The sequence below is a fragment of the Dinghuibacter silviterrae genome, from assembly GCF_004366355.1.
Lineage (GTDB): Bacteria > Bacteroidota > Bacteroidia > Chitinophagales > Chitinophagaceae > Dinghuibacter > Dinghuibacter silviterrae.
Window position 1 is genome coordinate 1778230 of sequence record NZ_SODV01000002.1, and the last position, 23134, is coordinate 1801363.

23 protein-coding genes are annotated in these 23134 nt (G+C 48.8%); 19 read left to right on the forward strand and 4 right to left on the reverse strand.

Features of this window, described 5'->3' with window-relative positions; translation table 11 throughout:
• The first annotated feature begins 8 nt into the window (after positions 1-8).
• From EDB95_RS24490 to EDB95_RS24500, 3 genes are all read left to right on the forward strand, one after another.
• Complete coding sequence (locus EDB95_RS24490; RefSeq protein ID WP_133998761.1) at positions 9-938, forward strand: hypothetical protein; 930 nt, start codon at positions 9-11, stop codon at positions 936-938.
• Positions 939-1378: 440 nt separating this feature from the next.
• On the forward strand, positions 1379-1852 hold the full coding sequence (locus tag EDB95_RS24495) for a hypothetical protein (RefSeq protein WP_133998764.1): 474 nt from the start codon (positions 1379-1381) through the stop codon (positions 1850-1852).
• A gap of 19 nt (positions 1853-1871) precedes the next feature.
• Positions 1872-2960, forward strand: coding sequence for a ComEC/Rec2 family competence protein (locus tag EDB95_RS24500; protein WP_133998767.1), 1089 nt, complete (start codon positions 1872-1874; stop codon positions 2958-2960).
• Between the two features lie 23 nt (positions 2961-2983).
• On the opposite strand, the gene EDB95_RS24505 is transcribed toward EDB95_RS24500, so the two are convergent.
• A complete protein-coding gene (locus EDB95_RS24505) occupies positions 2984-3664 on the reverse strand; it encodes an alpha/beta fold hydrolase (protein WP_133998770.1) in 681 nt (226 codons plus the stop codon).
• Between the two features lie 107 nt (positions 3665-3771).
• Between EDB95_RS24505 and EDB95_RS24510 the strand changes: the two genes are divergently transcribed.
• The 4 genes from EDB95_RS24510 (at position 3772) to EDB95_RS24525 (ending at position 8386) form a co-directional block, all read left to right on the forward strand.
• Positions 3772-4530 (forward strand): hypothetical protein, encoded by a 759-nt coding sequence (locus EDB95_RS24510; RefSeq protein ID WP_133998773.1) that lies wholly within the window; start codon positions 3772-3774, stop codon positions 4528-4530.
• A gap of 6 nt (positions 4531-4536) precedes the next feature.
• A complete protein-coding gene (locus EDB95_RS24515; RefSeq protein ID WP_133998776.1) occupies positions 4537-5463 on the forward strand; it encodes an STM4504/CBY_0614 family protein in 927 nt (308 codons plus the stop codon).
• A gap of 5 nt (positions 5464-5468) precedes the next feature.
• Complete coding sequence (locus EDB95_RS24520) at positions 5469-6656, forward strand: hypothetical protein (RefSeq protein WP_133998779.1); 1188 nt, start codon at positions 5469-5471, stop codon at positions 6654-6656.
• A 239-nt stretch (positions 6657-6895) separates the two neighbouring features.
• Positions 6896-8386: a caspase family protein gene (locus EDB95_RS24525; RefSeq protein WP_133998782.1), complete on the forward strand. Its 1491-nt coding sequence runs from the start codon at positions 6896-6898 to the stop codon at positions 8384-8386.
• 263 nt (positions 8387-8649) lie between these two features.
• On the opposite strand, the gene EDB95_RS24530 is transcribed toward EDB95_RS24525, so the two are convergent.
• A complete protein-coding gene (locus EDB95_RS24530; protein ID WP_162852777.1) occupies positions 8650-9306 on the reverse strand; it encodes a response regulator in 657 nt (218 codons plus the stop codon).
• A 218-nt stretch (positions 9307-9524) separates the two neighbouring features.
• Here EDB95_RS24530 and EDB95_RS24535 point away from each other — a divergent pair, with 218 nt between their 5' ends.
• Together EDB95_RS24535 and EDB95_RS24540 are read left to right on the forward strand one after the other, a co-directional pair.
• A complete protein-coding gene (locus EDB95_RS24535; protein WP_133998787.1) occupies positions 9525-10682 on the forward strand; it encodes a cytochrome P450 in 1158 nt (385 codons plus the stop codon).
• Positions 10683-10818: 136 nt separating this feature from the next.
• Positions 10819-11934, forward strand: coding sequence for a terpene synthase family protein (locus tag EDB95_RS24540; protein WP_133998790.1), 1116 nt, complete (start codon positions 10819-10821; stop codon positions 11932-11934).
• A gap of 14 nt (positions 11935-11948) precedes the next feature.
• Here EDB95_RS24540 and EDB95_RS24545 read toward each other — a convergent pair whose 3' ends face one another.
• A complete protein-coding gene (locus tag EDB95_RS24545) occupies positions 11949-13682 on the reverse strand; it encodes a hybrid sensor histidine kinase/response regulator (RefSeq protein WP_133998793.1) in 1734 nt (577 codons plus the stop codon).
• Positions 13683-13685: 3 nt separating this feature from the next.
• Entirely contained in the window at positions 13686-14456 is a 771-nt protein-coding gene (locus EDB95_RS24550) for a sensor histidine kinase (RefSeq protein ID WP_133998796.1), read from the reverse strand.
• Positions 14457-14881: 425 nt separating this feature from the next.
• Between EDB95_RS24550 and EDB95_RS24555 the strand changes: the two genes are divergently transcribed.
• The 10 genes from EDB95_RS24555 to EDB95_RS24600 all read left to right on the forward strand — a co-directional run bounded on the left by EDB95_RS24555 (position 14882) and on the right by EDB95_RS24600 (position 23134).
• Positions 14882-15451 carry an RNA polymerase sigma factor gene (locus EDB95_RS24555; RefSeq protein WP_162852778.1) on the forward strand — a complete coding sequence of 190 codons (570 nt, stop codon included), beginning with the start codon at positions 14882-14884 and terminating at the stop codon, positions 15449-15451.
• A gap of 28 nt (positions 15452-15479) precedes the next feature.
• Positions 15480-16496 carry a hypothetical protein gene (locus EDB95_RS24560; RefSeq protein WP_133998802.1) on the forward strand — a complete coding sequence of 339 codons (1017 nt, stop codon included), beginning with the start codon at positions 15480-15482 and terminating at the stop codon, positions 16494-16496.
• 4 nt (positions 16497-16500) lie between these two features.
• Positions 16501-17136, forward strand: a complete 636-nt coding sequence (locus EDB95_RS24565; RefSeq protein WP_133998805.1) for a hypothetical protein — start codon at positions 16501-16503, stop codon at positions 17134-17136.
• 133 nt (positions 17137-17269) lie between these two features.
• Entirely contained in the window at positions 17270-17824 is a 555-nt protein-coding gene (locus EDB95_RS24570) for a hypothetical protein (protein WP_133998808.1), read from the forward strand.
• A gap of 586 nt (positions 17825-18410) precedes the next feature.
• A complete protein-coding gene (locus EDB95_RS24575; protein WP_133998811.1) occupies positions 18411-18905 on the forward strand; it encodes a DUF6943 family protein in 495 nt (164 codons plus the stop codon).
• Between the two features lie 18 nt (positions 18906-18923).
• Positions 18924-20762, forward strand: a complete 1839-nt coding sequence (locus EDB95_RS24580) for a ParB/RepB/Spo0J family partition protein (protein WP_133998814.1) — start codon at positions 18924-18926, stop codon at positions 20760-20762.
• A gap of 62 nt (positions 20763-20824) precedes the next feature.
• Complete coding sequence (locus tag EDB95_RS24585) at positions 20825-21295, forward strand: hypothetical protein (RefSeq protein ID WP_133998817.1); 471 nt, start codon at positions 20825-20827, stop codon at positions 21293-21295.
• Between the two features lie 56 nt (positions 21296-21351).
• Positions 21352-22128, forward strand: a complete 777-nt coding sequence (locus EDB95_RS24590; RefSeq protein WP_162852779.1) for a DUF3560 domain-containing protein — start codon at positions 21352-21354, stop codon at positions 22126-22128.
• A gap of 72 nt (positions 22129-22200) precedes the next feature.
• Positions 22201-22842 carry a hypothetical protein gene (locus EDB95_RS24595; RefSeq protein ID WP_133998823.1) on the forward strand — a complete coding sequence of 214 codons (642 nt, stop codon included), beginning with the start codon at positions 22201-22203 and terminating at the stop codon, positions 22840-22842.
• 40 nt (positions 22843-22882) lie between these two features.
• Positions 22883-23134, forward strand: a complete 252-nt coding sequence (locus EDB95_RS24600) for a hypothetical protein (RefSeq protein WP_133998826.1) — start codon at positions 22883-22885, stop codon at positions 23132-23134.

Genomic DNA, 23134 nt, shown 5'->3' on the forward strand with positions numbered 1-23134 from the left:
CCAATCAAATGAGACCCGCTTACAAACGACTGCTGAAAGCAGTCCTCGTCCTCCTGCCTTTTTTCGGTATCATCATCTATGCCTGTAAAAAGGACGATGCACCGGCCACCGGCCTCCAGCAAACCGACACCACCGTTGCCCTGGTCCGGGCCGACACGCTGGAAAACGGCCTGGCGCTGCCGGCAGGTGCCTATCTCTCCTATAGTCCCGATCACCCGCATACTGTCCACGTCTTTCTACCCGGTCCCTACCGGTATATCGGGCTCACCAACGAGAATGCAACGGTGGAATCCAAAGGCATCGACATTACTTGTCTCTGTAGCAAAGGCAGTGGCTGCAACCCCTGGTTCAACAGCTACGGCATGGGCTGTATGAGCTTTGGCGGCTGCTCGGTCTGTACACAGATCGTCACCGCAAACGGCGCCCTAAAAGTGCTCTCTCCCAATGCCTATCTCCCGGGTGGAGTCGTCGTGGACCTGAGCCTTGGAATCCGCTTTATCACGTCCAAAGCCGAAATGCAAGCCACCCCGCCCATCGTAGATGCCATGGCCGCGGACTCCACCATCAGCACCGCCCTGGGTAATTTCCTGGCACCTTACCAGCAGCACTACCTCTCCCAGGTACGCATGAACGATACCGCCCGCGTCCTGCCCCCGGGTTACCGGATGATGCCGGTTAGCGTGTATGGCCATTCCCTGCTAGTCCCGGTAGAGGAGTCGATCACCCCGGCCTGCGCCGTTACGGACATTCACCCCGTCAAAGCGGCCACCGAAGAAGGAGAGGCCGAATCTTCCATCGGCTCCGGCTATAGTTGTTCCTGCGGGTCTGGCACGGGTTGCACCTATCACTACCGGTGGTTCCCCATCGTCGGGATGACCGCCTATTGTGCGTCCGGCGTCTGCATCAGTTGTACACTGCATGTACCCGATTCACAGTAGGTGTTTATTTGTAGTAATACTTTGAAATGCCCGCAGCCACTACGCTTCGGGCATTTTTCATGTCATAACATTTGATCAAAACATGCAGACATGTCAGAAACAGCACAACCAACTGCACATCGGGAAGGCAAAATTGTCAGCATAACATGCCAAGAAAATTTATCTGGAAGGTGCAAACTTGTCATATCCGGCTGCTTTTGGATTTTGGTTTAATTTTTGTGGAGATTCCTCCACCATTTAAGCCCGCTATAGACCTCTGCCTTCGAATCCTGATTCGTGTCCAATATCCGGCGAAACGCCAGCCATAAACCTAATCTTCATCACATCATCACGCCCTGACCTGTCTGCCAAAAAACGTCCTTTGACGAAGGGGCTTCTATTGCCTTTGTTATAACGGACACGTATAATCTATTTTATTAATTCATTAACCATTGGTAATAATGAAAGGATCTAACATTGTCTATGTCGTATCGTATCTGCTGTTGACACTGGGGCTTGCCTGCTATTTCGGGTATCATATGCTCTATGGGCATCCGTTTCCCAATGCTGACTTCGACCTTATGATCGACTGCATCATTGTAGGTAGTATTGGTGCTACACTGTATTGTCTGCACGGTGTCTGTTTTAATTTCTGTGTCAGGAAGGACTGGAGCAACGTATGGGGTGTTTGGTATTTCCTACGCCCGATCATGGGCGCTGTATGCGGGGGCGTCAGCTACCTTTTCCTGAAAGCCGGCCTGCTGGTGCTGGAAGCCAAAAAGGAACCCGACGCCTCAGACCTAGGGTTTTTGGCCTTTGCATTTATCGCTGGCCTGAACGTGGACAAATTCCTCAAAAAGATCGAGGACCTGGCAAAGGCCACCTGGGGTATCGAAAAATCCAAACAGGACGGGGATAGAGACGAAAAACATTAATAATCTAAATATATCTAACATGCCAAATGCTTATGAAATCGATTTTCTGCGCGTAGGCGAAAATTCAAAAAGCGGCGATGCCATCGCCATACGCCTGGGAGACTATGAGAACGGTATCTGGAAAAATCAGCAGGTTATCGTTATAGACGGGGGCAATGCAGCCAGTGGTAAGGCAATGGTCGAGCATATCCGAAAGTACTATCATACCAACAAGGTCAGCAGGGTCTTCCTTACCCACACGGACATTGATCATGCCTATGGCCTGCGTACCGTTATGGAAGAAATGGAAGTAGGTAAGATCTGGATGCACCGCCCATGGAATCACTGGCCTGACCTGAAAGATTCCATCAAAGACGGCAGGATTACCAAATCCAGCTTTACCGAACGGATGCGGGAAGCTTACCAGTATGCCCACGACCTGGAGCAGATCGCCCTCAAAAAAGCCATTCCCATTGTAGCTCCCCACCAGGGTATGTCATATGTTATTGGTGACTCACCTATTCTGACGGTACTGGGTCCTGGCAAAGAGTTTTACCTGAGCTTGATCCAAAGTTCTGAGAAAACACCCCCGATGGAGATCCAGGAACGCTTATCCAAAGGGTATACAGAGGTAGAAACGACCACAGAATTTGAGGACATGAGCTTTGCAACAGAGCATTTGGGTGAAGATGGGGACTATGTAACCTCCTGCGAGAACAATATGAGCCTGGTAACGCTTTTCCAGGTGGGTACAGATAAGATCCTCTTTACCGGTGACGCCGGCACGATGGGGCTCTATAAGGCCATCTACTATGCTATAGAAAACGGGATCGACCTAAAAACGTTGACTGCCTATCAGGTACCACATCATGGCAGCAGGAGGAACCTTTCAAAAGGCATCCTGGATCATATTTATGCCCCATCGGCCTTTATATCCTGTTCAGCAAAGGGGGCGCCCAAACATCCGTCACCGATCGTTATTAATGCGTTGCTGAGAAGGCACACAGCATCCTATACCACCCAGGAAGGCGATTTAATGTGGCGATCGAGTAACCTGCCCATGCGCCCGGACTGGTACAGCGCTGTACCAGCTTCGTTTACGACCTGGGTAGAAGTACCGAAAGATTGATGAATTGTAACGCCGGGATGTGATTAAGCAGTTGGAATCATTGCTACCGGCGGCAACAGGTGTATCGCCAGTATGCTTTGAAGGATGGCGTTGACTTCATGGGGGTGGCTCAGGCAGAGCATGTGGCTACCCCCTTTGATTGTGTGGGTAGGACGTACCAGGCGTACCGGGAACACCTCATCACGGGTGCCGTGAAGGTGATAAAAATTACCAGGCATCTCCTGGTTTTGCCAATACAGCACCGCCTGCATGCCCCAGGCGATAAAAGAGGCGTCACCTTTCCAGATCATCTGCAAAAGGTCTCGCTTGTCGGTCAGCGACTCCCGGGTGAACAGGCGTTTAAGGCTGGCGGTGCACTTGAAAAACACGGCAGGAACTACCCGCAGCAGGTTGATCTTCCGCGCGAGCCGATAATAGATAGGTAGTTGTGAAGAGAGGGGCGCCGATCCTATGATGATGGTACAGGCTGGGCTAAGGCGCTTGGCGATCTCCACCGCCATGATGCCCCCCAGGGAAAGGCCGATGAGCACAAACGGCTGATGTTGATCAATGCCAGCAGCCAGGCGCATGGCATAGGCGGGCAAAGGCTCTCTTTTCCCCGGCGAGATCCATTCGAGGTAATGCGGCAGGAAACCTTCGGGTAGCAGGATATGTTTAAACAGGCGTTTGTCAGCGCCGATGCCGGGGATGAAATACACATTCATGGATAAGTGAATAAAGCATAGGGAAGATAAGCTGAAAGTATGGTTTTTTGAAACGATCGGGTATCCTTATTAACAGACCTCATTAAAACGGTATTTAATATTAGTTTATGGATCAGTTTTTATTAAAAGGTGGCGCGTTGGTCATAGGCTCCCTGCTTTGGGATGACACCGCCACGCGGGTCCACTGGTGGGATCACCATGTCAACAAAGCATTACGGACTGCTGTCCCCCTGCCGATCCGGTATGGGCGGGAATCAGGAGATGAACGGAACCACACCCACACAATGGTTTTTTCGTACGCTTGCAGGGATCATTTAGGGATGGGATATGCGCTTCCATTTCGGCAATCTATCACCAGTATCTCAGATGTGAATACCCAGGCAATCGAAATGATGAAGGCAGAAAGGAAAAAAAGTACCCTGGCATACGATGAACACTATAACTGGGGATGGGGTGCGATGGGGTTGCTCATCAACCCACTGCATCTTGAGCCCGGTTCGGACAAATACCCACATTGCCTTGAGCTGGCCCAATATTGGGCATCGCGCATGACAGGCGGGTTTAGACACCACGAGTACAAAGTAGGCTATGAAACATCCATGATGGAAAAGTCCGGGATGCTCCGGGTCGACTGGCAGCCTGAATTGAATGAATTTGATTTTGTCATTGCCACCGCCGTAAAGGCCGAATCCCCTTTTTATCCGAATGAAGATGAAATAGCCCGGCGGACGCTGGAGAACCAGTATACCTATTATTTTGATCAAAACATCCGGCATGGTATCACCACCTACCAGGATGCAACTATCATAGCGATCCTGACATCCAACAACGCACAAATATTACCTCCTGAAAATCTTTTACAATAAGCCCATATGATCCTCGACCTTTATTCTACCCGAAACGCACCGCCCTGCAAGGAACTGATATACGATAGCTTCCCCATTGCCTTGCGCCGCCAGTTAATGGATATAGCAAACAATTTCTTTGGGTTCAATAACATCGTGGGCGATCCCTATAAGAGCGCCTGGCGGATGATCAATAAACTGCTCCGGGAATCCCACGGCCGCGAAACGTTGCACTATCCGGCCTCAGCATTGGTGCATGTTACCAGGTATGTATTTGACGATGATGTGAAACAGTATTTTTACAAACTGGAAGATATACAGAAAATGCTGGATGTGCTGGAGGTTGTCTTTCTGGTGATCAACAGTACGGCTAAGATCCGGGAATCAAAATACTTGCCGGTTGAAGGTTACAAGGTTGAATCGGTGGTGCAGGACTTCAATCAACGGTTGTCCCAGCATTGTTCCGGCTACCGCCTGGAAGAAGGAATGATGGTCCGTATGGATAATGATCTCCTGCACCAGGAAGTGACACGGGAGGTTTTAATCTTACTGACCAACCCGGATTATTCTAATATTGATGCTGAATACAGGCAGGCACTCAAGCATTTCCGGAACGGGGATTACAAGGATAGTGTCGTCAATGCGGGGAAAGCATTTGAGTCCACCATGAAGGTGATCTGCGACCAGAAAGGCTATGCCTATGCCTCCAATGCCACTGCTGCGCCGTTGATGAGCATTCTCTACCAGGAGAAATTCATCCCTGAATATCTCCAAAACGGGTTGGGCGGCCTGCGGGCTATGCTGGAAGGCGGAGTGTCTGTGATCAGGAACAAGACCAGTGCACACGGCGCTGGATCGCAGGATATACAGGTGGATGAGAACTTGGCAAACTACGCCCTATATAACGCCGGGGCTACCATTCGCTTTTTATTGAGATTGCTGGAAAATAAATAATTGCCATGCCATTGCCGAAAACAGACATACTCGATAAGTGGAAATCTGCCACCTGGGAGTTTTCCACCGGGCATTATGAAGAAAAGCTGCTGAAAGAAAAGATCGGTTTTATTTACGATAGATTGAAAACCAACTTCGGGGCATCCTATTTCGTGGTAAACGAACGCCTGGAAAGACCGTTGGAGAAAATCCCCTGGCTCTTCTCGTTGCTGAGGGGAAGGGACTATGAGGCAGGCATCGAGGCATTACTGGAAATAGCCGAGCTGATCGAGTATATGAATGGGCTTGACGAAAGTATCCGTGCAACTTTTAGAGATTTGCGCAGCGATCCCCGGTGCCAACGTGATTTTTTCTTTGAGCTGTATGTTTTCCGAAAACTGGACCGGGCAGGGATTGTCAATGAAAAGAAAGTAATGCATGGGGTACAGGAGCTGGAGGGAACTTGCTTACTCGAAGGCAAGCCGTTTCTTTTTGAATGCCGCAAACTGTATGCGCCCCGCCTGGATGAAATGGATATAAAATGTCGCGTTTTTCAGGACCTGACGCTCGTTGGAGAACGATTGAAACATGCCTGCGGAATGATCTGCACCATTCATTTTAATAAACCCATACAAGGTCGCCACCGGGACAACTTTTCCAGTAAGATTAGACAATTTTTTACCGGGTTTAACCAATTGACCGCCATTCCAGACATACAATATATCCATAATGACAACCTGGGCACCTTTAAAGCCGTCAATTATGACAAAGCTGTTCTGGAAAAGATCGAGCAGGAACAAGACTATGAGATCCTGTACTACCTGGAACAGACCGACGAAATAGCCGAAAACGGCCTACCGCTCTTCAAAGGCAAGATCATCACCAATTTCCATTTATCAAAGGCCGAAGTGTATAAGAAATTCAAGCAGGTCTTGAAAGAAAAAAAGAAACAGCATAAGCGCACTGGTTTTGAACACCAGGTTATATTTCTTGACAGCGAATCTATCAACGAACTTTACTTTGGCTTGTTCGCCAACGATCGGGTCTATGACATAGAAGAGGTCAAACGAGTGTACAATGAACTGAAACTGGATTGTATTGTCTGTGTAATTCGCCGTGATTATCGAATGCCCAGGCCGGTCATTTGGGTAGATATATTACGTCCTGAAAGGCTGGCAGCGGAAGCCGCCCGGTTGAAAGTTGCTTTCGAATAGTAGGCAATGCTTGTAGCCAGATATTATCTAAAAGGATCGTCTCCAAACTGTACAAATTTTCAATATCCTACCAGGGACATTCCCATTTGTGACAAACTGGTTATAAATAATATATAAACAGTTTATAGACTTTACCGAAGTCTCTAAAGAGTGTATTAGTGGTATAGCAAAGAGTATACATTGATACGAGGTATGTAACGATCAACTATTTTTGCGCGTCTTTAAATTCATGTTCCACTATGACTGCTGAAAAAACAAATGCCCTTGCCCTGGTGATCGGCGTCAACGACTACCAGCATACCACCAAACTGAAAGCAGCGGTGAAAGATGCTACCGATGTGGCAGATAAACTGATGTCTTTGGGATTTACCGTAATGCGCTGCTTTGAGCCTACCAACCAGGCCCTACAAAATGCCATCATGCAATTTGGGGGCGACCTGCCCAACTATACCTACGGTCTATTCTATTTTGCGGGCCATGCCATGCAGCTCGATGACGGGCACAATTACCTGATGGGCGTCGATACCCATGTAGCACGCCCCCCGGATGTACAGTCTACCGCCATTAAGCTGGCAGCGCTGCTGAATTATTTGCAGTGGGCCAAGAACGAAGTCAACATCGTGATCCTGGATGCCTGTAGAGATAATCCCTTTCCCTCCTGGGCGAGAACCAGCCAGGAAAGAGGGTTGGCGGCAGTCAATGCGCCCAAAGGCACCCTGATCGCCTTTTCCACCTCTCCCGGTGAAAGAGCCAGCGATATAGGTCCCCACGGGAACGGTTTGTATACCTCATGCCTGTTAAAACACATCGGGGACCAGAACATTCCGGTGGAGGAGTTCTTTAAAAGGGTACGGACATCATTGTACGTCCTCTCCAAAGGAACACAAACGAGTTGGGAGCATACTTCCCTGATCGGGCAGTTCTTCTTTAATTCCGGGAAATTGATCCATGCCGGTACGCTGCCGTATGCTGCAGATATGATCGCAGACGGCCAATACCAGCCGGACGATTCGGAATTTGGCCAGATCATCACCCAATTGAAGTCCTATAACTTTGATACCCAGAATATTGGCGTCAGGAGCTTTGCCCATATGCCTCCGGCGACCTTTTCAGACGATGAACAGTTTCTCTTTGGCCGGAATTTGCTCCAGACCGCCTGTGGAGGCTCTTACCCTGCCAAAGACAAATTTGAAAAGCTGGGGCCCTGGTTAAAAAATTATACCAACAACGGGCAGAATCATATGCTCAACGGGATGCTCTTTGAGATCTACTTTAATTCGAAAGGACAGTTCCGCCAGGAGAATTTTAAGATCGGTTTTATTACCGAAATCTTTGCGCTCCGGAGCGATCCAGCGTTCGGGGATGCGTTCACCTTCATTGTGGACCAGCTTCAGCCTTTCCGGGATTATCTCTACTATCTGCCATCAGTACCTATAAAGACATTGGCAGTGGAACTTTCCTTTGACCCGGAGGAGGTGGAGTTCTTTGGCAGCAGTAGATCCACGCATCACAGACTTACTTCAGTCCGGATGGAAGGCATGGAACTATTGGAATTTAAGACCATAGGAAAATTAGATGGTGTGCTGGAGAGAAAACAGAGTTTCCTGGATACGCTGGAAGCAAAGTTCTGTGTACCTGCCTCCCTTTTGCGGCTGACGTCCAACCCGGACCTCGATGAGATCAAAACGATCGTGATGCCGTACCCCCTTACCTTGAAAAAACCACGATAGCATTGAGAAAATATGCTCTTCCGCACTGGTCCCAATCGCCACTTCCGGTGTTTCTACTATATCTGCATCATTAAACCTCTCGGGTCGTCCTGGTGTATCCACTCCAGACTATACCATTGGAAGGAGGTACTTAATAGGTGCTGAATGTACAACCATAGACCGCTCGCGCCGGGCGGTCTATCTTTTAATTGCATAAATAAAGCCGTCCTGAACAGACGGCGTTTCCTGTATTATTAAAGTATAAACGGCGTTTACCGCTCCCTTTACCTTTTTTTTCCCTGCTGCGTCTTTCTTCCTTCTTCAGGCATCCCATGCAATGCTACCAAATCAGTCAACTCTTTCACGTTGGAGGTATTGGTTTCCGTTAAAATCTTTTTCTTACACATAGAGATCATGCTATCACTTACGCTTAGCAAATCTGCGATCTCCCCGGTGCTTTTCCCCTCCTTCAGGTAGTGCAAGACCTGTAATTCTCTATTGGTGAATTTGGCCAACGGATTTTCCAGTTGGGCATTTACCTTTTTTAGGGTCCTGGGCGTTGCGTATGTATTAACGAACCGGTTCAGCTCATCTATGACCAGGTCCTCACCTGCATTTTTGGAGACGAACCCGAAGACCCCCATTTGCAATAAATTGGCTTTGTATACTGGTTCCGGCTGCATGGAATGGATCATGATCTGCAAGGTCGGAGCGATCTTAATGATCCCGGCAATCAGTTCTAGGGTGCTTCCGTCAGACATTTGAATGTCCAGGATAAGGTGGGTATAGGCTTTATCGTTTTGTTTGAACAACTGTACCAGCTCATTGCAGTTCGATACTTCGTCTATCTCTTTGATGTTGAACTTCAAATTCAACATCCATTTTAACCCTTTCCGAGTGGAAAAATGGTCATCAGCAATCAGAATTTTTTTATTGATCATAGTTCTAATAAGGCTAGACAAATATAGCCAAAATAAATAATGCATTTTAGGGGGCTATGCTGCTATCGGGTCTCTTTTCGCCAAAAAATGCCCCTGTAGGATTTTGTGTTACTTATGACAGTACTGGCATACGCCCCTTTGTCTGCAATGGTAATGCGGATCGCTTTCCTATATTTAATGCAAACATTTCACCCATCGTTTTCCCGTAATTGATCAATATGAATATCACTACCACACTCGATCCTACATCCTGGTTCCGCCAGATGCAGGAAGAATCCCCTGTCTATTATGACCCCGATATGACTTTCTATTTTGGCGGCAAAGGTGCCTGGCAGGTTTTCCGGTATAACGATGTACAAAGAGGGCTCAGCGATTATGCCTATTTTTCCAACCAATACGTGCCCAAACAGGCATCTTTGGGCAATAGCCTTCCCATGACAGACCCTCCGGATCATAAAAAAATCCGGTCTCTGTTCAACAAGGCATTTACCCCGCCGGTTATGACGCAGCTCAGTCAATGGATTCATCAAAAATGCGATGAACTCCTTTCCCCCTTTATGCCAACTGGGAAAATCGACTTTATCAGGGACTTTGCCGATCTGCTGCCGGCCACGGTGATAGCCCGCCTCCTCGGCGCCACCGACCAGGACGACAGAACGATCGTCTCCTGGGCGCGTACACTCATTGGCGACCCCACCGTGATCGGCATAGCCGCCTTTCAGCAGGTCCAGGTCGAAATGGGCGGCTATTTTTACCAGCTTCTGCAAACCCGTAAAAAAGAACCACAGGAGGACCTGGTTTCCTATTTATTAGCCACCTCCCTCGACGGGGAAGGGTTGACCGATGCCGATATCATCGCCAACTGTATCGCCTTCCTGGTTGCCGGTTCCGAATCCGTCAGCGGCCTCCTGGGCAATACCATGCTGACCTTAACTGAACGCCCCGATCTCCAAATGCACCTTGCCCAGCACCCGGAAGACATACCTGGAACCATTAATGAGGTGTTACGATTCCGCAGCCCGGTTTTGTCCATCACACGGATTGCCCGGCAGCCGGTTACGTTGAACGGTCAAGCCATACAAGAAGGTGATCTGGTGAACCTTTGGATCGCTGCAGCCAATCGTGACCCGGACGTATATGCGTCACCGGATACCTTTGATCTTAACAGGGATAATTCAAAGGTGCTGACGTTCGGGTATGGCATCCACCATTGTATAGGCGCCCTACTGGCCCGGCTCGAAACAAAGATCGCTGTTGGCTATCTTGTAAGCCATATGACCGGATTCTCGGTAGCGCCCCTGCATGAACTAGCCCGTGTGCCCAATGTCGCCAGCTTCAAATACGAATCGCTGCCGATCCACTTTACGACCCTATAAAACGATCATTCCACCCGCCCGGACACTATTTAACTGATCCCTTCCTTTTAAACACCGCTCCTGCTCCACATCGCAGGGGAAACACTGCCTTGCAAAGGCGTGCGAATACCTTATTACTCATCATAAACCTTTTGCTATGAAAGTAGAAGCCTCCGCCCGGTTGTCTCTCGAACAGGAGCTGGATCGCGCCCGCGCCCAATATCACCATGTAGACCGCCCCGCCTATTCGTTACAACGGCTTTTCGACCGCCCGGGCATTACATTGTCTGATTTTTGCCGGGATTTTCACCCCCATCCCCAAAGCGAGGTGCTACGGAAATGGGGTCGGGATTTTGGTGAACAGTATGGGATCTGGCTTCCCAATGCCCAGCACCATGTGACGTGCGCCCTGTATTTGTATCCGGAGGCCACCACCGATAGGATGGTGACCATGATGAAAAACCTCATTGTTGATTTTTACCTGAACGATCTCTACGGGCGCGATCAATTCGGACAGTGTTCCCCGGACGAACAGTATAGGGGCAAACAATTGATCGACCATATAGCCACTATGGGTGAGGCCTTGGCCCCCCAGTTACCGACCAACCCCGTCGAGGTTGCCAATGCGGCCACCCTCGAAGAATTTAAGAAAGGATCCCCAGCCCACTGGTTTGCCGCCTTCCTGCGATTGTATTGCCATCACATTGGCGTTACGTACAAAGACAACAATACTGCCACGACCGGGCGCTTACTGAGTATTGACAACTACATTGAAAGACGTTGTCACTTTGCAGGTATGCACCACATCGTCATGTGGGTGGAATACTGTGATGGCCAGTTTCTGGACTGGCACCGGCTTTCCCAATTGGGGTTATCCGATAAAATGAGGGACCTTCACTGGACTATCGCGGCGTTTGGGGCCTTGTCGAACGATCTCTTTTCCTTTGAGAAAGAGGTGATAGACAACGGCTCCGATTCCAACCTGGTAATGATCACCTTACTAAACCATCCTGGGCTGCCATTGGACGAGGCCCTTCTTGCCGCTGCCAGGATTGTCAGCGACCTGCTTGCCCGGCTATTTTCCCTGCTGCAATCCATACAAGCGGAGATCGTGCAGTCCTCTTTCCCCGACCCCACAATGCGTGACCTGCTGGTCAGGCATCTTCGTGGGTTGGAAAGGTGTATGCAAGCAAGCTGGCTATGGCAGGTCTTTACCCAACGGTATAAACGCCCAAATTCCATCTGGGAAGAAACCAATCTGGAGAGGGTGTGATAGTACGCGGTAAACTACTGTTTTGCAATAAACTGTGCCATCGCATTTTGTAAAATCTCGTATTGCAATGGCTTTTTTAAAAAGGTGTCTGCCCCTGCTTCGAGGATTCTATCCGGTGTGTCGGAATATAAATCCGCGCTGACGGCAATGATAGGGATATGCTGGAGCGATGGTGTCATTTTGATAGCCCGGATCGTCTGTTCTCCGTTCATCACCGGCATGTAGCAATCCAATATAATGATGTCCGGTGATTTCAGCAGTGCCTGGTCCAGCAACTCCCGGCCATTCTCCACGGTTGTTACGGTACAACCCAATTGCTGTAAAAACCGTTCCAGTAAATGGGTGTTGACCTGGTGGTCCTCCGCAGAGAGTACATGCACGTTTTTAAATAAATCCTGCAAGGGAGGGGCTAAAGGGTCTAATTCCGGTACACCCACTTCACCCGTCAACACGGGCAATTTTACCCTAAAAACATTTTCACCGTGTTCATTGCTATCGGCTTCAATCGTGCCGCCCATAGCATCTACTTTATTTTTCACGATATACAGGCCCAATCCGGCCCCTTGTACACGGTCCACCTTTAAGGAAACAAAAGGATTGAAAATGGTTGCCAGTTTTTCTTTTGGGATCGTTAAACCATGACTTACCACCCGAATCTCCCAACAGTTCCCTGCCAGCCGGTCGAAGGTGATACCAACCGTCGTGTCTGGGTAGGAATATTTGATGGCATTGGACACCAGGTTGCTGATGATCTGTTTTAGAATGACCGGGTCCGTATTGATAAACCGGGGCAAACCCGTGATCGTCATGTTGAGTTGTATACCCTTTTCCCGGGCTGCTATGGTATGTACATCAACGACTTTCTGGACAAAGTGATCCACGCGGATCGCTTCATAGACCGGCGCCGGGATGTTCCCCGTTTCAATGGCCGCCATGTCCAGTACGTTGTTACTGATATTACGGGCATCCTTGCTGGCAGTAGCTGCTATTTCCAACAGCGAAAGGTTTTCCTGCGAAATCTCATCCTTGTGCATATCATTTTGTAGCAATTGAGTGACCTGGTGGATTGTATCCAGTTCGTTCCTTAACTCATGGGTCATTTGCGCGACAAATACTTTGATCAACCAATTAGCCCGTTCAAGCTCGATATTGGCCCGTTTCAACTCATACCTTTTGTCGTACCCATGCACATAGGGCTTGTTTACCACCAGGATAATGGTAATTACAAAAAGGACGATCATTACATGGATCAGGAAGGCTGTCTGTTCACCGGATACCGGGATCAAATCCTGGTAGCCTTTGGAGCCATACCGCACTTCCAGGATGATCAATACCATCATAGCGAGTGAGAGGCCAATCGTTCTATGGATTTTTGACTTGAATACGAGGTAGTTGATTAAAATAAGAAAGATGACCGTAAACTCCAGATAGAATGACTTGCCAAACAATATTCCGAAAAAGGCGATCGCCACACATTGCAGCGTATACAACAGGAAGCGCGCAAATACATACATCTTTTTCCAGTTGAAAAGAAGCACCGAGCCGTTCAAGATGAATTCAATGATAGCCGCAATGATCACCGTCCTGTTCCCCTGAAAGATGGAGATCACAAAGCCCATATCCACAATGAGGCATACACTAAAAGTAAAACTGAGCTTGTTACAATAGCTGATCCTGTCGGCCATTTCCTCGTCCTGGATGCCCGCGGTCCCCATCGCAAAAACTTTCTCTAAAAACTTTAATTTCAAATGTTATAGTTTGATAGGTATTGTAAGATACATTTTGAACCCTCCGGCGTGATCCGGTTCTCCTGAAAGGGTGCCTTTTAGCAGCGTATCTGTTATCCACGCTGCTATAAAAAGATTCAGATTTTGCTTTTTATAACATTCAGTACCACTTTCCTTTAGTACAAACGGCTTAAACATCGAGCGCTGTTCTTTGGAAGTAACGTTGCCCCTTCCGTCCCTGATACAAAACAATATTTTCCCCCTTTCGATTGATTCCACCCGCAGTGATATGCTGCCCTCCCTTTTAGAATGTGTAATGGCGTTGGACAACAAATTACATAGTACATTGCGCAGCCGAAACTCGTCTGTGATGAGTTGCCTGGGCAGATCGTCGTTTATTGTCACTTGCACTTTTACCTCCTTTTCTCCTGCCGCGTATCGCTGGCTTTGAATAACCCTGTCAATCAGGGCCCTGGTTTCAACGATCTGCTTTTGGGGTTGGGCCTGGCCCGCATCCAGCCGCCAATATTCCAGCAGGCTATTAACGAATTGAATATGCGCTATAATGGAATTTCTACAATCGTAGATCATCTCGCCCAGAGCCTCATTCTTTTGGTCTGCCAATTCCAGATCGGCGCTGATCTTCATTAATCCATACATTTCACCGATCAGGTCGTGTGCAATAACATCCAGCAATTTGTTTTTTATGGGGGGCGATAAGGGCGTATTCTTTTGGCCTGCAACAGCAGCAGGGGCCTTAACGGAAGATTGTAGTTTGCTAAAAATATTTCCCATCTGTGCATTTAAAAGGGTCAACTGATGATTTTGCCATCATTTAAAACACGTCAGGCCTGTTTTGGGGGTGCTATGTTGTTGCCATCGGGCAAAATAGTTGAATTTACCGCATCCAGGTGGCAGTAAATTTCAGTCAATTCGAGCAAGACATATTTGTACCTGAAAGAATTTCAACTAGATATGCGACAATGAGTATCGGTGCCCGCACCGCTCTCCCGTTACCCATAACCTCCCCACTTTCGACAAAAAACTTAATTTATTAAGCAAACTTATCCGCTCACACCAACTAGGTTTGCATCAAATAGGATAAGGTTTTAATGGTCGATGGTTCCTGGTTAGTGCATCCCTGGTTACGGCCAGGGATTTTTAAATTGATCAGAAACCGTTGCGGGTTGTCATAACCATACCTAGTCATAAAAATTAACGTGTTCGAGGACAAAGATCTGGCTGCTATTCAAAACGGGGACGAGTTGGCATTGGCCAGGATTATAGCTGCCTTTTATCAAACATTGACCCGATTTGCTTTTAGGTATCTGAAAGATATGCATGACGCGGAAGATATTGCCATGTTGGCGATACATGAATTATGGAACAAAAGATTGTCCGTGCATAATGCCAGGCACGCTGAAGCCTTTCTTCATCGTGTTGCCAAACACCTGTGTATTGATCTGTTGCGACAAAAGAGAAGAAGAAAAGTAAGTTTTTTTAATCCACAGTCGGCCACGTTCGATCATCTCACGGAAGATCATGACAAGGCGATATGCAAAAAGCTGGACGCTCCGGCTGTCCATAACTTCTTCGAAAGAGCCGCTTCGGCTATAGAAAAATTGCCGAAGCAGCAAAAAAAGGTGATACGGCAGTACTTAAGGGATGAGCATCTGTCTATGGTGAAAATTGCGGAAAAATTAAAAATGAATCCCAAAACTGCCTTTGCTCATAAATATGAGGCCTTAAAGAACTTGAGAACGATGATGGGGGATCATGACCCTCGTTAGCATGGAATCATCCAATTCGAATTAAAGTATGAAATATAAATGGAGCAATGGGTGGTTTAAAAAAGTGAATATTAAACCCAATCACTATTTGACTGCTGCGTTCAGAGAGATGCGCAATGACAACAGAACCCGGTTTACTTACACTTCGGAAGAAATTCCGTCAACGAAGGCAGAAAAGGAATTACTCTCCTTTGGTACTGCCGGTGATTATTACTATATCATTGAAAAGGCAGAGGTCAAAGGTGAAGAAATTATGTACCTGCTGCAATACCAGTTACAACATAGTACAAAATACTTTTTCCCTATTGAATGGTTTGCCTATCATCGGGAAGAAGAAATGCAGATCGAGATCGACGCGCGTGTCGAATTTCCAAATGGTATATTGGAAAAGGTGATTGAGTTGATGTTGCTGGAAGCAAGCCAGTATAAAGTTGATTGTATTTCGGGGACCTGGGGGTATAACGACACGTATTTTTTGGTCTTAATGAACAGGCTTGCCCGGTATGGTTTTACTGCCTCATTGGGCAAGAGAGTAGTGTATTTTACAATTAATTTTAACTGGGCAGAAGTGCCGGTAAACGAAGTGCCTTCTTTGGGCCGGGAATTGAAAGCCCCCTGCAATTACCTGGTGCAGGCACAGGCATGTAGCAATAAAGCCCTTGCCAATACATATACCTTTGCCGATCCTGCGGCCTTTATTTGTTTTCACGACGAATGCTACCATATTCGAACCTTCGAGGTGGAGGGGGCCACCACATTTCAAATGCGGAAATCCCAGGAAACCTGTTGTGCAATAAAAGCACACCTTAAAGACGAGATCCTTGAGATCAAAGAAATAGAGATACAAGATGCTCATTCGTACGCACTCTTGTCATATTTGGTCGAGCGATTATTGCTGTATGCTGTTAGCCGGGAGACAGTATACATATATGGCACATTGTATCCTGGCAATACTGTAGCAAAACAGGTAAAAAAAATATTTGCTAACTATGAATTTAAATGCAAAATCACGGGGAGCGACTTGTGTATCGAGTTGGTTATATAAATTTATGATGAGATTTAAATTTAGAAAAAAAGAGGAAAAATACGAGGGTATTCCTAAATCGATAGAAGATGTTTTTTCCGGGTTTGCCCGGAAAAGAACGACCGGTTTTTTACTTGAGTTTTTGAATACCTATTTTTTATTGATCAATTTCCTTTGTATAAAATATAAGGTTAGCCCCAATCGGGTCCTCTCTGACCTATTCAATTATCTTTATGTAGGTAGCCTGACAGTTCCTACCGGCAGTAAAAGTACAGTTTGGCTGATGAGTTCAGGAGTGGAAGATCAGGGCAAGCTGGTTTGGCTGACCATCCATCATTATTTCCGCGAAAGAGAAATAGAGGGGCTGAAATACCAAAGCGTATGCAACCTACTCAGGTTTTCCGAAACGGAACTTTCCTTTTTGGATAAGCCTACTTTATTTGGCTATAATGGAAAAATAGAATTAAATAAACCCTACCTGTATATGAAGAATATACAAGCCTATGGAAAGGAGATACGAAAGGTAGGCGCTTTATACCGGGATGAATTGGCCAATGAATACCTCCAGTATCTCTGTGGGTTTGATTTTGAAAAACTTGATAACATCGCAGTAAGCCTGAAAATAATCAACACGAAATTCGAAGAAAAGATGATCCGTTAAAGGTGTCCTGATCGTTCCTGCTTCGTCCTGCTCAACCCCCGCCCGGAGGGCATTTGCCCTTCGGAATTTCATCGCCCTGGGCATTGATCTCTTCCTTTCAAAAAGATATTATCTTTAAGGATATATATTCCTTATGAAATGGTTTTCTTTTTTGAAACGTGTTGGGGTTGACCTCTACTACTTTTATTTCAAAGGAGCGCGGATCGATGCTGCACTGCAATGGCAAGGCAGGATGCAAGGTGTAATCAGTACCTATCCCCGGAAGGGGGCTGTTCCCTCGCGCTATATAGGTGATCAGCCGGAGTATGGTGCCGAGGACATTGAACGCATCTGGGAGGTCAGCGACAATGCGATCCTGATCATCAAAAACAATTCGAAGCACTACGCCTACAATGTAACCTTTCCCAATCATAAGGACATTTTTACCCGATTCGAATTGCCTCCTAAACTGACCAGTATTGCACCGGATGCAAGAATTGAGATCCCCGTCACGATCATTCACTATAATGTCTCCCCGTTGGCGGAAGAAGTGCGTACTACGCCAGACCTGCCAGCCAATAAACAGGATCGGTACCTGCTCATTCAATATGAAAACGAGCGGGGAACGCATTTCCTGACCCGATTTATCACTTCCTTTAAAACTATCCGCAACGAATACACCTTCGGTGCAGCCGGGGATTCCCATTAACTATGCGCGCCTTCGGCGTGTTCTACCTTGACAAAAACGATTGAACGGGGGTAACTGAGCATCCGTCAGCTACGGGTAATTCAATCGTTTTTGTCAAGGTAGAAGGTATCAGGCCCCTACATCCATCTTGTATTAAAAGTGATAGGGTTATAATACCAGCATCGGTATCCTGTTGGGCATTGTTGCGTCGCAATCCTTTCATCGCCGGTGCGACCAGCAGCGACAAGCTGCCCCGTACATTTCCCTCCCTCCACTATTCTTTCTCCCGCCGCCTACTCCCTTAATCGATTTTCGAAGGTTCACCGCGCATCACTGATAGGTATTACCGACAGGAATCTTGACCTCCCAAGAAAAAAGGACAAAAAGGAGCGGCTAAAGTACATCCGGCAAGGGCGGTCTCCAGAAAATGATCCCGTGCCAATCCTCAGCTCCCCCTCCTGCACGGGCTCCGGGGCAGGTCCTCCTCTGTTGTTCCCACCGCATTTTCATCCGTCCGCAGGAGCCGGATGCTAGAAATCGCCTTTCCTTTTTGTCCTTTTTCCTTTTGGGAGGAAGTCGTGGGTGAAAAGGGCCACAAACGCGACACATGCAAACAATCCTCATTCAGTGTTACCGTCCGGGGTCTCCGGTTCCCCCGGCGTCCTTCTTTATCCTCAGCAGGGGCCGTAATGCGGGACGTCCTTCCCATACTCCTAACCCCAACTGTTTCCGGGTCACCTGTGCAGCAGGTGAGCGGGACCGTTACTACTGGCTCGTATTTGCCTTATGGCAGGCCCGCCGTTTCGAGTATTACCTCCACGGTTCGGTTATTCCTCTGATCCGCATCGGAGACGTCCGCAACCTCATCACCGAACAAGCCCCTTACTATGCCCGCATCGAAAAGGTATTGCCCCAGGTAAGCCGGCTTGCTGAACTGGAAGAAAATCTAATACGGCAGCAAAAAAAAGTCCGGGAAATCCGGCTGGCCATGCTCCGGCAGGCCACCCGGCCCGCTTCAGTACCGGTATCGCGCGAGCCCGAGAACCTACCGGCATCGGCTATCCCTGTTCATGCGCTCCCCACAACCGTCACTATTTCCTAATCATAAAAATCACACATCATGACAACGATCAGCAAGAAGAAACAATCCCCCAAAGTCAAAAGCCCGGCAAAGGTCAGCCGGAAAGATCGGGCCGAAAAGACCCCATCCGTGCCCGAGAAACCCAATTGTATATTGATCCCCATTGACCTGATCGACTATAGCCCGTTCAATTACCGGGTGTACATCGACCCCGTCGAACTGGACAACCTGGCGAAGGGGATCAAAAGCCTGGGCAGGATCATCCACGCGGTTACCGTCCGGATCGTACAGAAGGAGCGGTATGAACTGGTCGTGGGGGAGCGCCGTGTCCGGGCCGGACACCTCGCCGGGCTATCCTTTATCCCGGCCTTTGTGGATGACCTCACTGACGAACAGGTCGTGGAAATCCAGTTAGCCGAGAACCTGCAACGCCAGGACGCACACCCGATGGAAGAAGCCGTAGGGATCGGGAATTACCAAAAGGTCCACAAGACCGACAAGGAGATCGCCGCCCGGCTGGGAAAATCCCTGTCTTTTGTCCGTCAGCGGGTAAAGCTGCTCGCGCTCATTCCCGAGCTACGGGAAATCTTTGCGGCGGGGCATTTCACCCTGACGCAAGCCCTGGAAGTGGCGACCCTCTCCCCGGAAGCGCAGCAGTCCCTTTTTACCTCCTATTATTCTGACTGGAAGGAGAAGGGCGTACCCAAGACCGTTTCCCTGGAATCCCTCCTTCGCATCTACCGGTGCGACCTGAAAAACGCCCCCTTTGATACGAAGGACAAGGACCTCCTGCCTGATATGAAAGCCTGTAGCCATTGCCCCCATAACACCGCCACCCTAAAAAGCCTGTTCCCGGAATCGGAAGCCCAGGCCCACTGCACTAACCGGGATTGTTATACCCGTAAGTGCATCGCGCACCTGGTACGTGCTATAGCTGCGGCGATGCTGGAACATAAGCCGACTGCCCTGGTGCTTGACCAGGAACCTTCAACCAATATCCGGGAGGCTATCGAACAGGCGGGCCTAGCTGCACTGCCTACCTACGAAGATATCCATATCTGGCCCCAGGATGCTGAAGGAAAGCCCGATCCTGATAACTATGAATTAGAGGACCCTGCAGGCCAGGAAGAATATGACCATGACCTGGCCGACTATCAGCACGATTTGGAGTTACTACAAAGACAGGTGGCCGCTGGTACACTTATCACCGGTCTGTACATCGGGGAGGATGAAGTAAGGCCCATGATCTTCAGCCCGGAGAAGCGCCCGGAACGGCACTACTATGGTGAAAAGCCGCCCACATCAGCCGAAGTAAAAGCCGCCATCAAAGCCAATACCGACACCATCGAGATGTTGGAAGGAGAAATTGCCCGCATCCATAGCCTCGAAACGAAGAAGCAAGAGGACGACACCAACAAAGTACAAGCGGCCGTACATACCGCGTTGCGGGAACAGATCAAAGCCCCGGATGTTGTGTTGTCGCTCTCCGAGGCGGACATAGCCGCCGGACGTTGGATCATCTTCGATAGGCTTGGTGATAGCGCGCCGCATTATTTCAAAAAGGCTGTGGGTTGGGAAACCAGCGGCAGAGGATTTACGCAAAGCCTGCTCGTGCGGTTTCACCAACTCACCCCGGAACAGGTTTGCCTGCTGGCAAGGCTGGCAGTGCTCCAGCACCAGGACAGTAAAAGGCCCGGAACAGATGCGGCGCAACTGTGCTACCTGGTGGCACAGGGCGCGGGGGTAAATACCGCCGCCATCGAGGCCGAACACAAAGCAATCGCAGATCAAAGACAGTTCCGGCAGGAATCCCGGCTTGCACCCCTACGGGTACGCCTGGAAACCAAGAAAGCCAAAGCCGCCGCAACAGCAGCCTAACCAGGAGGAGCGGCCCCGTGGCGCTCCTCCTATTCATTCTTTAACCAATTAAAACAAATGCCATGTCTGTTGTCATATTAACCACCGATGTATTTGAAAAGATCGCCGTGCAGATGTACTGCGAATCCAATCCGGCAACGAAAAGAGGTCTGCTCCCCATATGCCAGATATTATCTGAACCCGAAATAAAGGAGCATGTCAATGTATGGCATCGACTCAATGTAGAGACGTATAACTTCTATCACCCGGCAGATCATCGGCCGGTCACTGAATTACCGGACCTGCATTTACACACTGTGCCTGCCAATGGCTATGCTATTACTAAATGGCTGCTGGCGGTAGAGGAAAATATATGTATGCAATGCATCGACGAGGTCCGCTGGCTGACGGTCCGTGAGGTCAGCGCTTTAGAGATTTTAACAGCATCCATCCGGGGAGCGCTGGAATATCTTATTCGTGCTTTGCCTCCGTTTGAACAAGCACCTGACGCGGATTTTGAAAATATCATTCCACCAAACAGTACGGTTAGTTGATCCAGGAAAGAGCATAATCCCACATGTATCATTTACTCATTTCAAACCTAATTTATATGAAACACAATTATCAGGAAAGAAAAGACAACCGGATCGCCTTTGCCAGGGCGCAGGCGTCTAAACAGCAAAAAAAATCCGAATCCAGTTTCGACCAGGCGCACCGGATCGGCAACGCCACCCAGGGCGAACCTATCAAGATCGGCCACCACTCAGAAAAGCGCCATCGGCGCGACCTGGAACGCATGGACAACGCCATGCGGGATTCCATCGAGGCCGACAAAAAGGCCGATTACTATGCAGAGAAAGCCGACAGTATCGAGCACAACCGGGCCATATCCAGCGATGACCCGGACGCCCTGGTAAAGCTCCGCGCCCAACTGGAAGAATGCGAGCAGAAGCAAGCATTCATGAAGCAGGCCAACAAGTGTGTGCGGAAGTACGACAAAGCAGCTTATCTCAAACTACCCGGAGCGACCGAAGCCGACTGGCTGGCCTTAAACGAAGGGAACTCCGGAGGTGTTAGGGGATATCTACACTTTGAGCTATCCAACAACAACGCAAACATCAACCGGCTCAAAAAGCGGATAGCGGTGTTGGAAAGGGAGGAAGCTATCACAGAGGACGAGCAGGTCATCAAAGGGGTTACCCTCAGAATGAACAAGGAAGCCAATCGCGTCCAGCTCATTTTTCCGGATATTCCCCCCAAACCTGTACGGGAAACCCTTGTACGCAATGGGTTTCGCTGGTGCAGGTCGGAACGTGCCTGGCAGCGCCACCTGAACAATGCAGGCCGGTGGGCCGCAAAGCTCTTCCTGGAAGGCTATCAACCATAAGCCCGCCCCCTCAGCGCCTCTGCCGATGACGGGGGCGCTCTTTTTATTTTGTCACTGTAAAAGATAAACATCATGCAAGTACAAACTATTCATACCTATCCATTCGTAGAACTGGACGAACGCGCCCAAAAGAGGGCCATAAAGGATCACACCTATTGCAGCGTTTGTTACGAATGGTGGACCTTTCAATATAGCCAGTTCAAAGACTTGGCTGACAGTGTAGGCGTTACAGTGGACCTGCAACGCACCTATGGCGGTGGTTATGGCTCTCAATCGGGCGGCAGCAGCTATACAGCCACGGTGGACGTGCTGGCCATGATCCAGGGGGTGCAGGATCGAGCGTGGGAAGCCTGGGCCGATAGTGTGGCGCTGGACTTTCCGGCTATGAAGGTCGATAGGCGGGTGATCAGGCTGATACAGTCATCCAGGATCACCGTAAGCGCAAATGTCAGCCCCTCACACAGGAATTCGGCTATTACCATATACATAAACTGTGTCTATGGGTATAATTTATGTCCTGAGTACGGTAATATAGATGCGGTTCTTTGCAACCTGGTAGACCAGATAGAAGAAGTCTGCCGGGAATTGAATCACTATCTGTACTGGTCCCTGGAACAGGAATACGAATACCTGATCAGTGAGGACTCCGTGCGAGACACGCTCATGAGCGATGACATGCTATTCCTGGAGGATGGCCGCGAATTTTTATACTAATTCAACCGGGGGCGACACCGGCTACAAGCGCGCCAAACATATGACCACCACACTCAAAAATGTCTCCTTTGAGCAGGAGATCACCGCATTTTTACGGTCCCCGCTGCCGACCAACCCTGTCCCCTTTGCGATCGCCCTGGTGGACGCTGTTCGCCAGCACGGGGCCGCATGGATCAAAACGGACGCGGCCAAAGCCCTGCTGCATCTACTCAATCAGCAGGCGCACGGTCAAGGTTACCGCCTGGACAGCCACGCGGAATTTGACCGGCTGGCGAAGGTTTTTGAACGATAA

Bases quoted from the DNA above. Each gene is read 5' to 3' on its own strand.
- EDB95_RS24495 (WP_133998764.1), top strand. From the start codon at position 1,379: ATGAAAGGATCTAACATTGTCTATGTCGTATCGTATCTGCTGTTGACA.
- EDB95_RS24585 (WP_133998817.1), top strand. From the start codon at position 20,825: ATGTCTGTTGTCATATTAACCACCGATGTATTTGAAAAGATCGCCGTG.
- EDB95_RS24575 (WP_133998811.1), top strand. From the start codon at position 18,411: ATGCAAACAATCCTCATTCAGTGTTACCGTCCGGGGTCTCCGGTTCCC.
- EDB95_RS24590 (WP_162852779.1), top strand. From the start codon at position 21,352: ATGAAACACAATTATCAGGAAAGAAAAGACAACCGGATCGCCTTTGCC.
- EDB95_RS24570 (WP_133998808.1), top strand. From the start codon at position 17,270: ATGAAATGGTTTTCTTTTTTGAAACGTGTTGGGGTTGACCTCTACTAC.
- EDB95_RS24530 (WP_162852777.1), bottom strand. From the start codon at position 9,306: ATGATCAATAAAAAAATTCTGATTGCTGATGACCATTTTTCCACTCGG.
- EDB95_RS24580 (WP_133998814.1), top strand. From the start codon at position 18,924: ATGACAACGATCAGCAAGAAGAAACAATCCCCCAAAGTCAAAAGCCCG.
- EDB95_RS24525 (WP_133998782.1), top strand. From the start codon at position 6,896: ATGACTGCTGAAAAAACAAATGCCCTTGCCCTGGTGATCGGCGTCAAC.
- EDB95_RS24510 (WP_133998773.1), top strand. From the start codon at position 3,772: ATGGATCAGTTTTTATTAAAAGGTGGCGCGTTGGTCATAGGCTCCCTG.
- EDB95_RS24560 (WP_133998802.1), top strand. From the start codon at position 15,480: ATGAAATATAAATGGAGCAATGGGTGGTTTAAAAAAGTGAATATTAAA.
- EDB95_RS24520 (WP_133998779.1), top strand. From the start codon at position 5,469: ATGCCATTGCCGAAAACAGACATACTCGATAAGTGGAAATCTGCCACC.
- EDB95_RS24595 (WP_133998823.1), top strand. From the start codon at position 22,201: ATGCAAGTACAAACTATTCATACCTATCCATTCGTAGAACTGGACGAA.
- EDB95_RS24535 (WP_133998787.1), top strand. From the start codon at position 9,525: ATGAATATCACTACCACACTCGATCCTACATCCTGGTTCCGCCAGATG.
- EDB95_RS24515 (WP_133998776.1), top strand. From the start codon at position 4,537: ATGATCCTCGACCTTTATTCTACCCGAAACGCACCGCCCTGCAAGGAA.
- EDB95_RS24505 (WP_133998770.1), bottom strand. From the start codon at position 3,664: ATGAATGTGTATTTCATCCCCGGCATCGGCGCTGACAAACGCCTGTTT.
- EDB95_RS24550 (WP_133998796.1), bottom strand. From the start codon at position 14,456: ATGGGAAATATTTTTAGCAAACTACAATCTTCCGTTAAGGCCCCTGCT.
- EDB95_RS24600 (WP_133998826.1), top strand. From the start codon at position 22,883: ATGACCACCACACTCAAAAATGTCTCCTTTGAGCAGGAGATCACCGCA.
- EDB95_RS24565 (WP_133998805.1), top strand. From the start codon at position 16,501: ATGATGAGATTTAAATTTAGAAAAAAAGAGGAAAAATACGAGGGTATT.
- EDB95_RS24540 (WP_133998790.1), top strand. From the start codon at position 10,819: ATGAAAGTAGAAGCCTCCGCCCGGTTGTCTCTCGAACAGGAGCTGGAT.
- EDB95_RS24500 (WP_133998767.1), top strand. From the start codon at position 1,872: ATGCCAAATGCTTATGAAATCGATTTTCTGCGCGTAGGCGAAAATTCA.
- EDB95_RS24490 (WP_133998761.1), top strand. From the start codon at position 9: ATGAGACCCGCTTACAAACGACTGCTGAAAGCAGTCCTCGTCCTCCTG.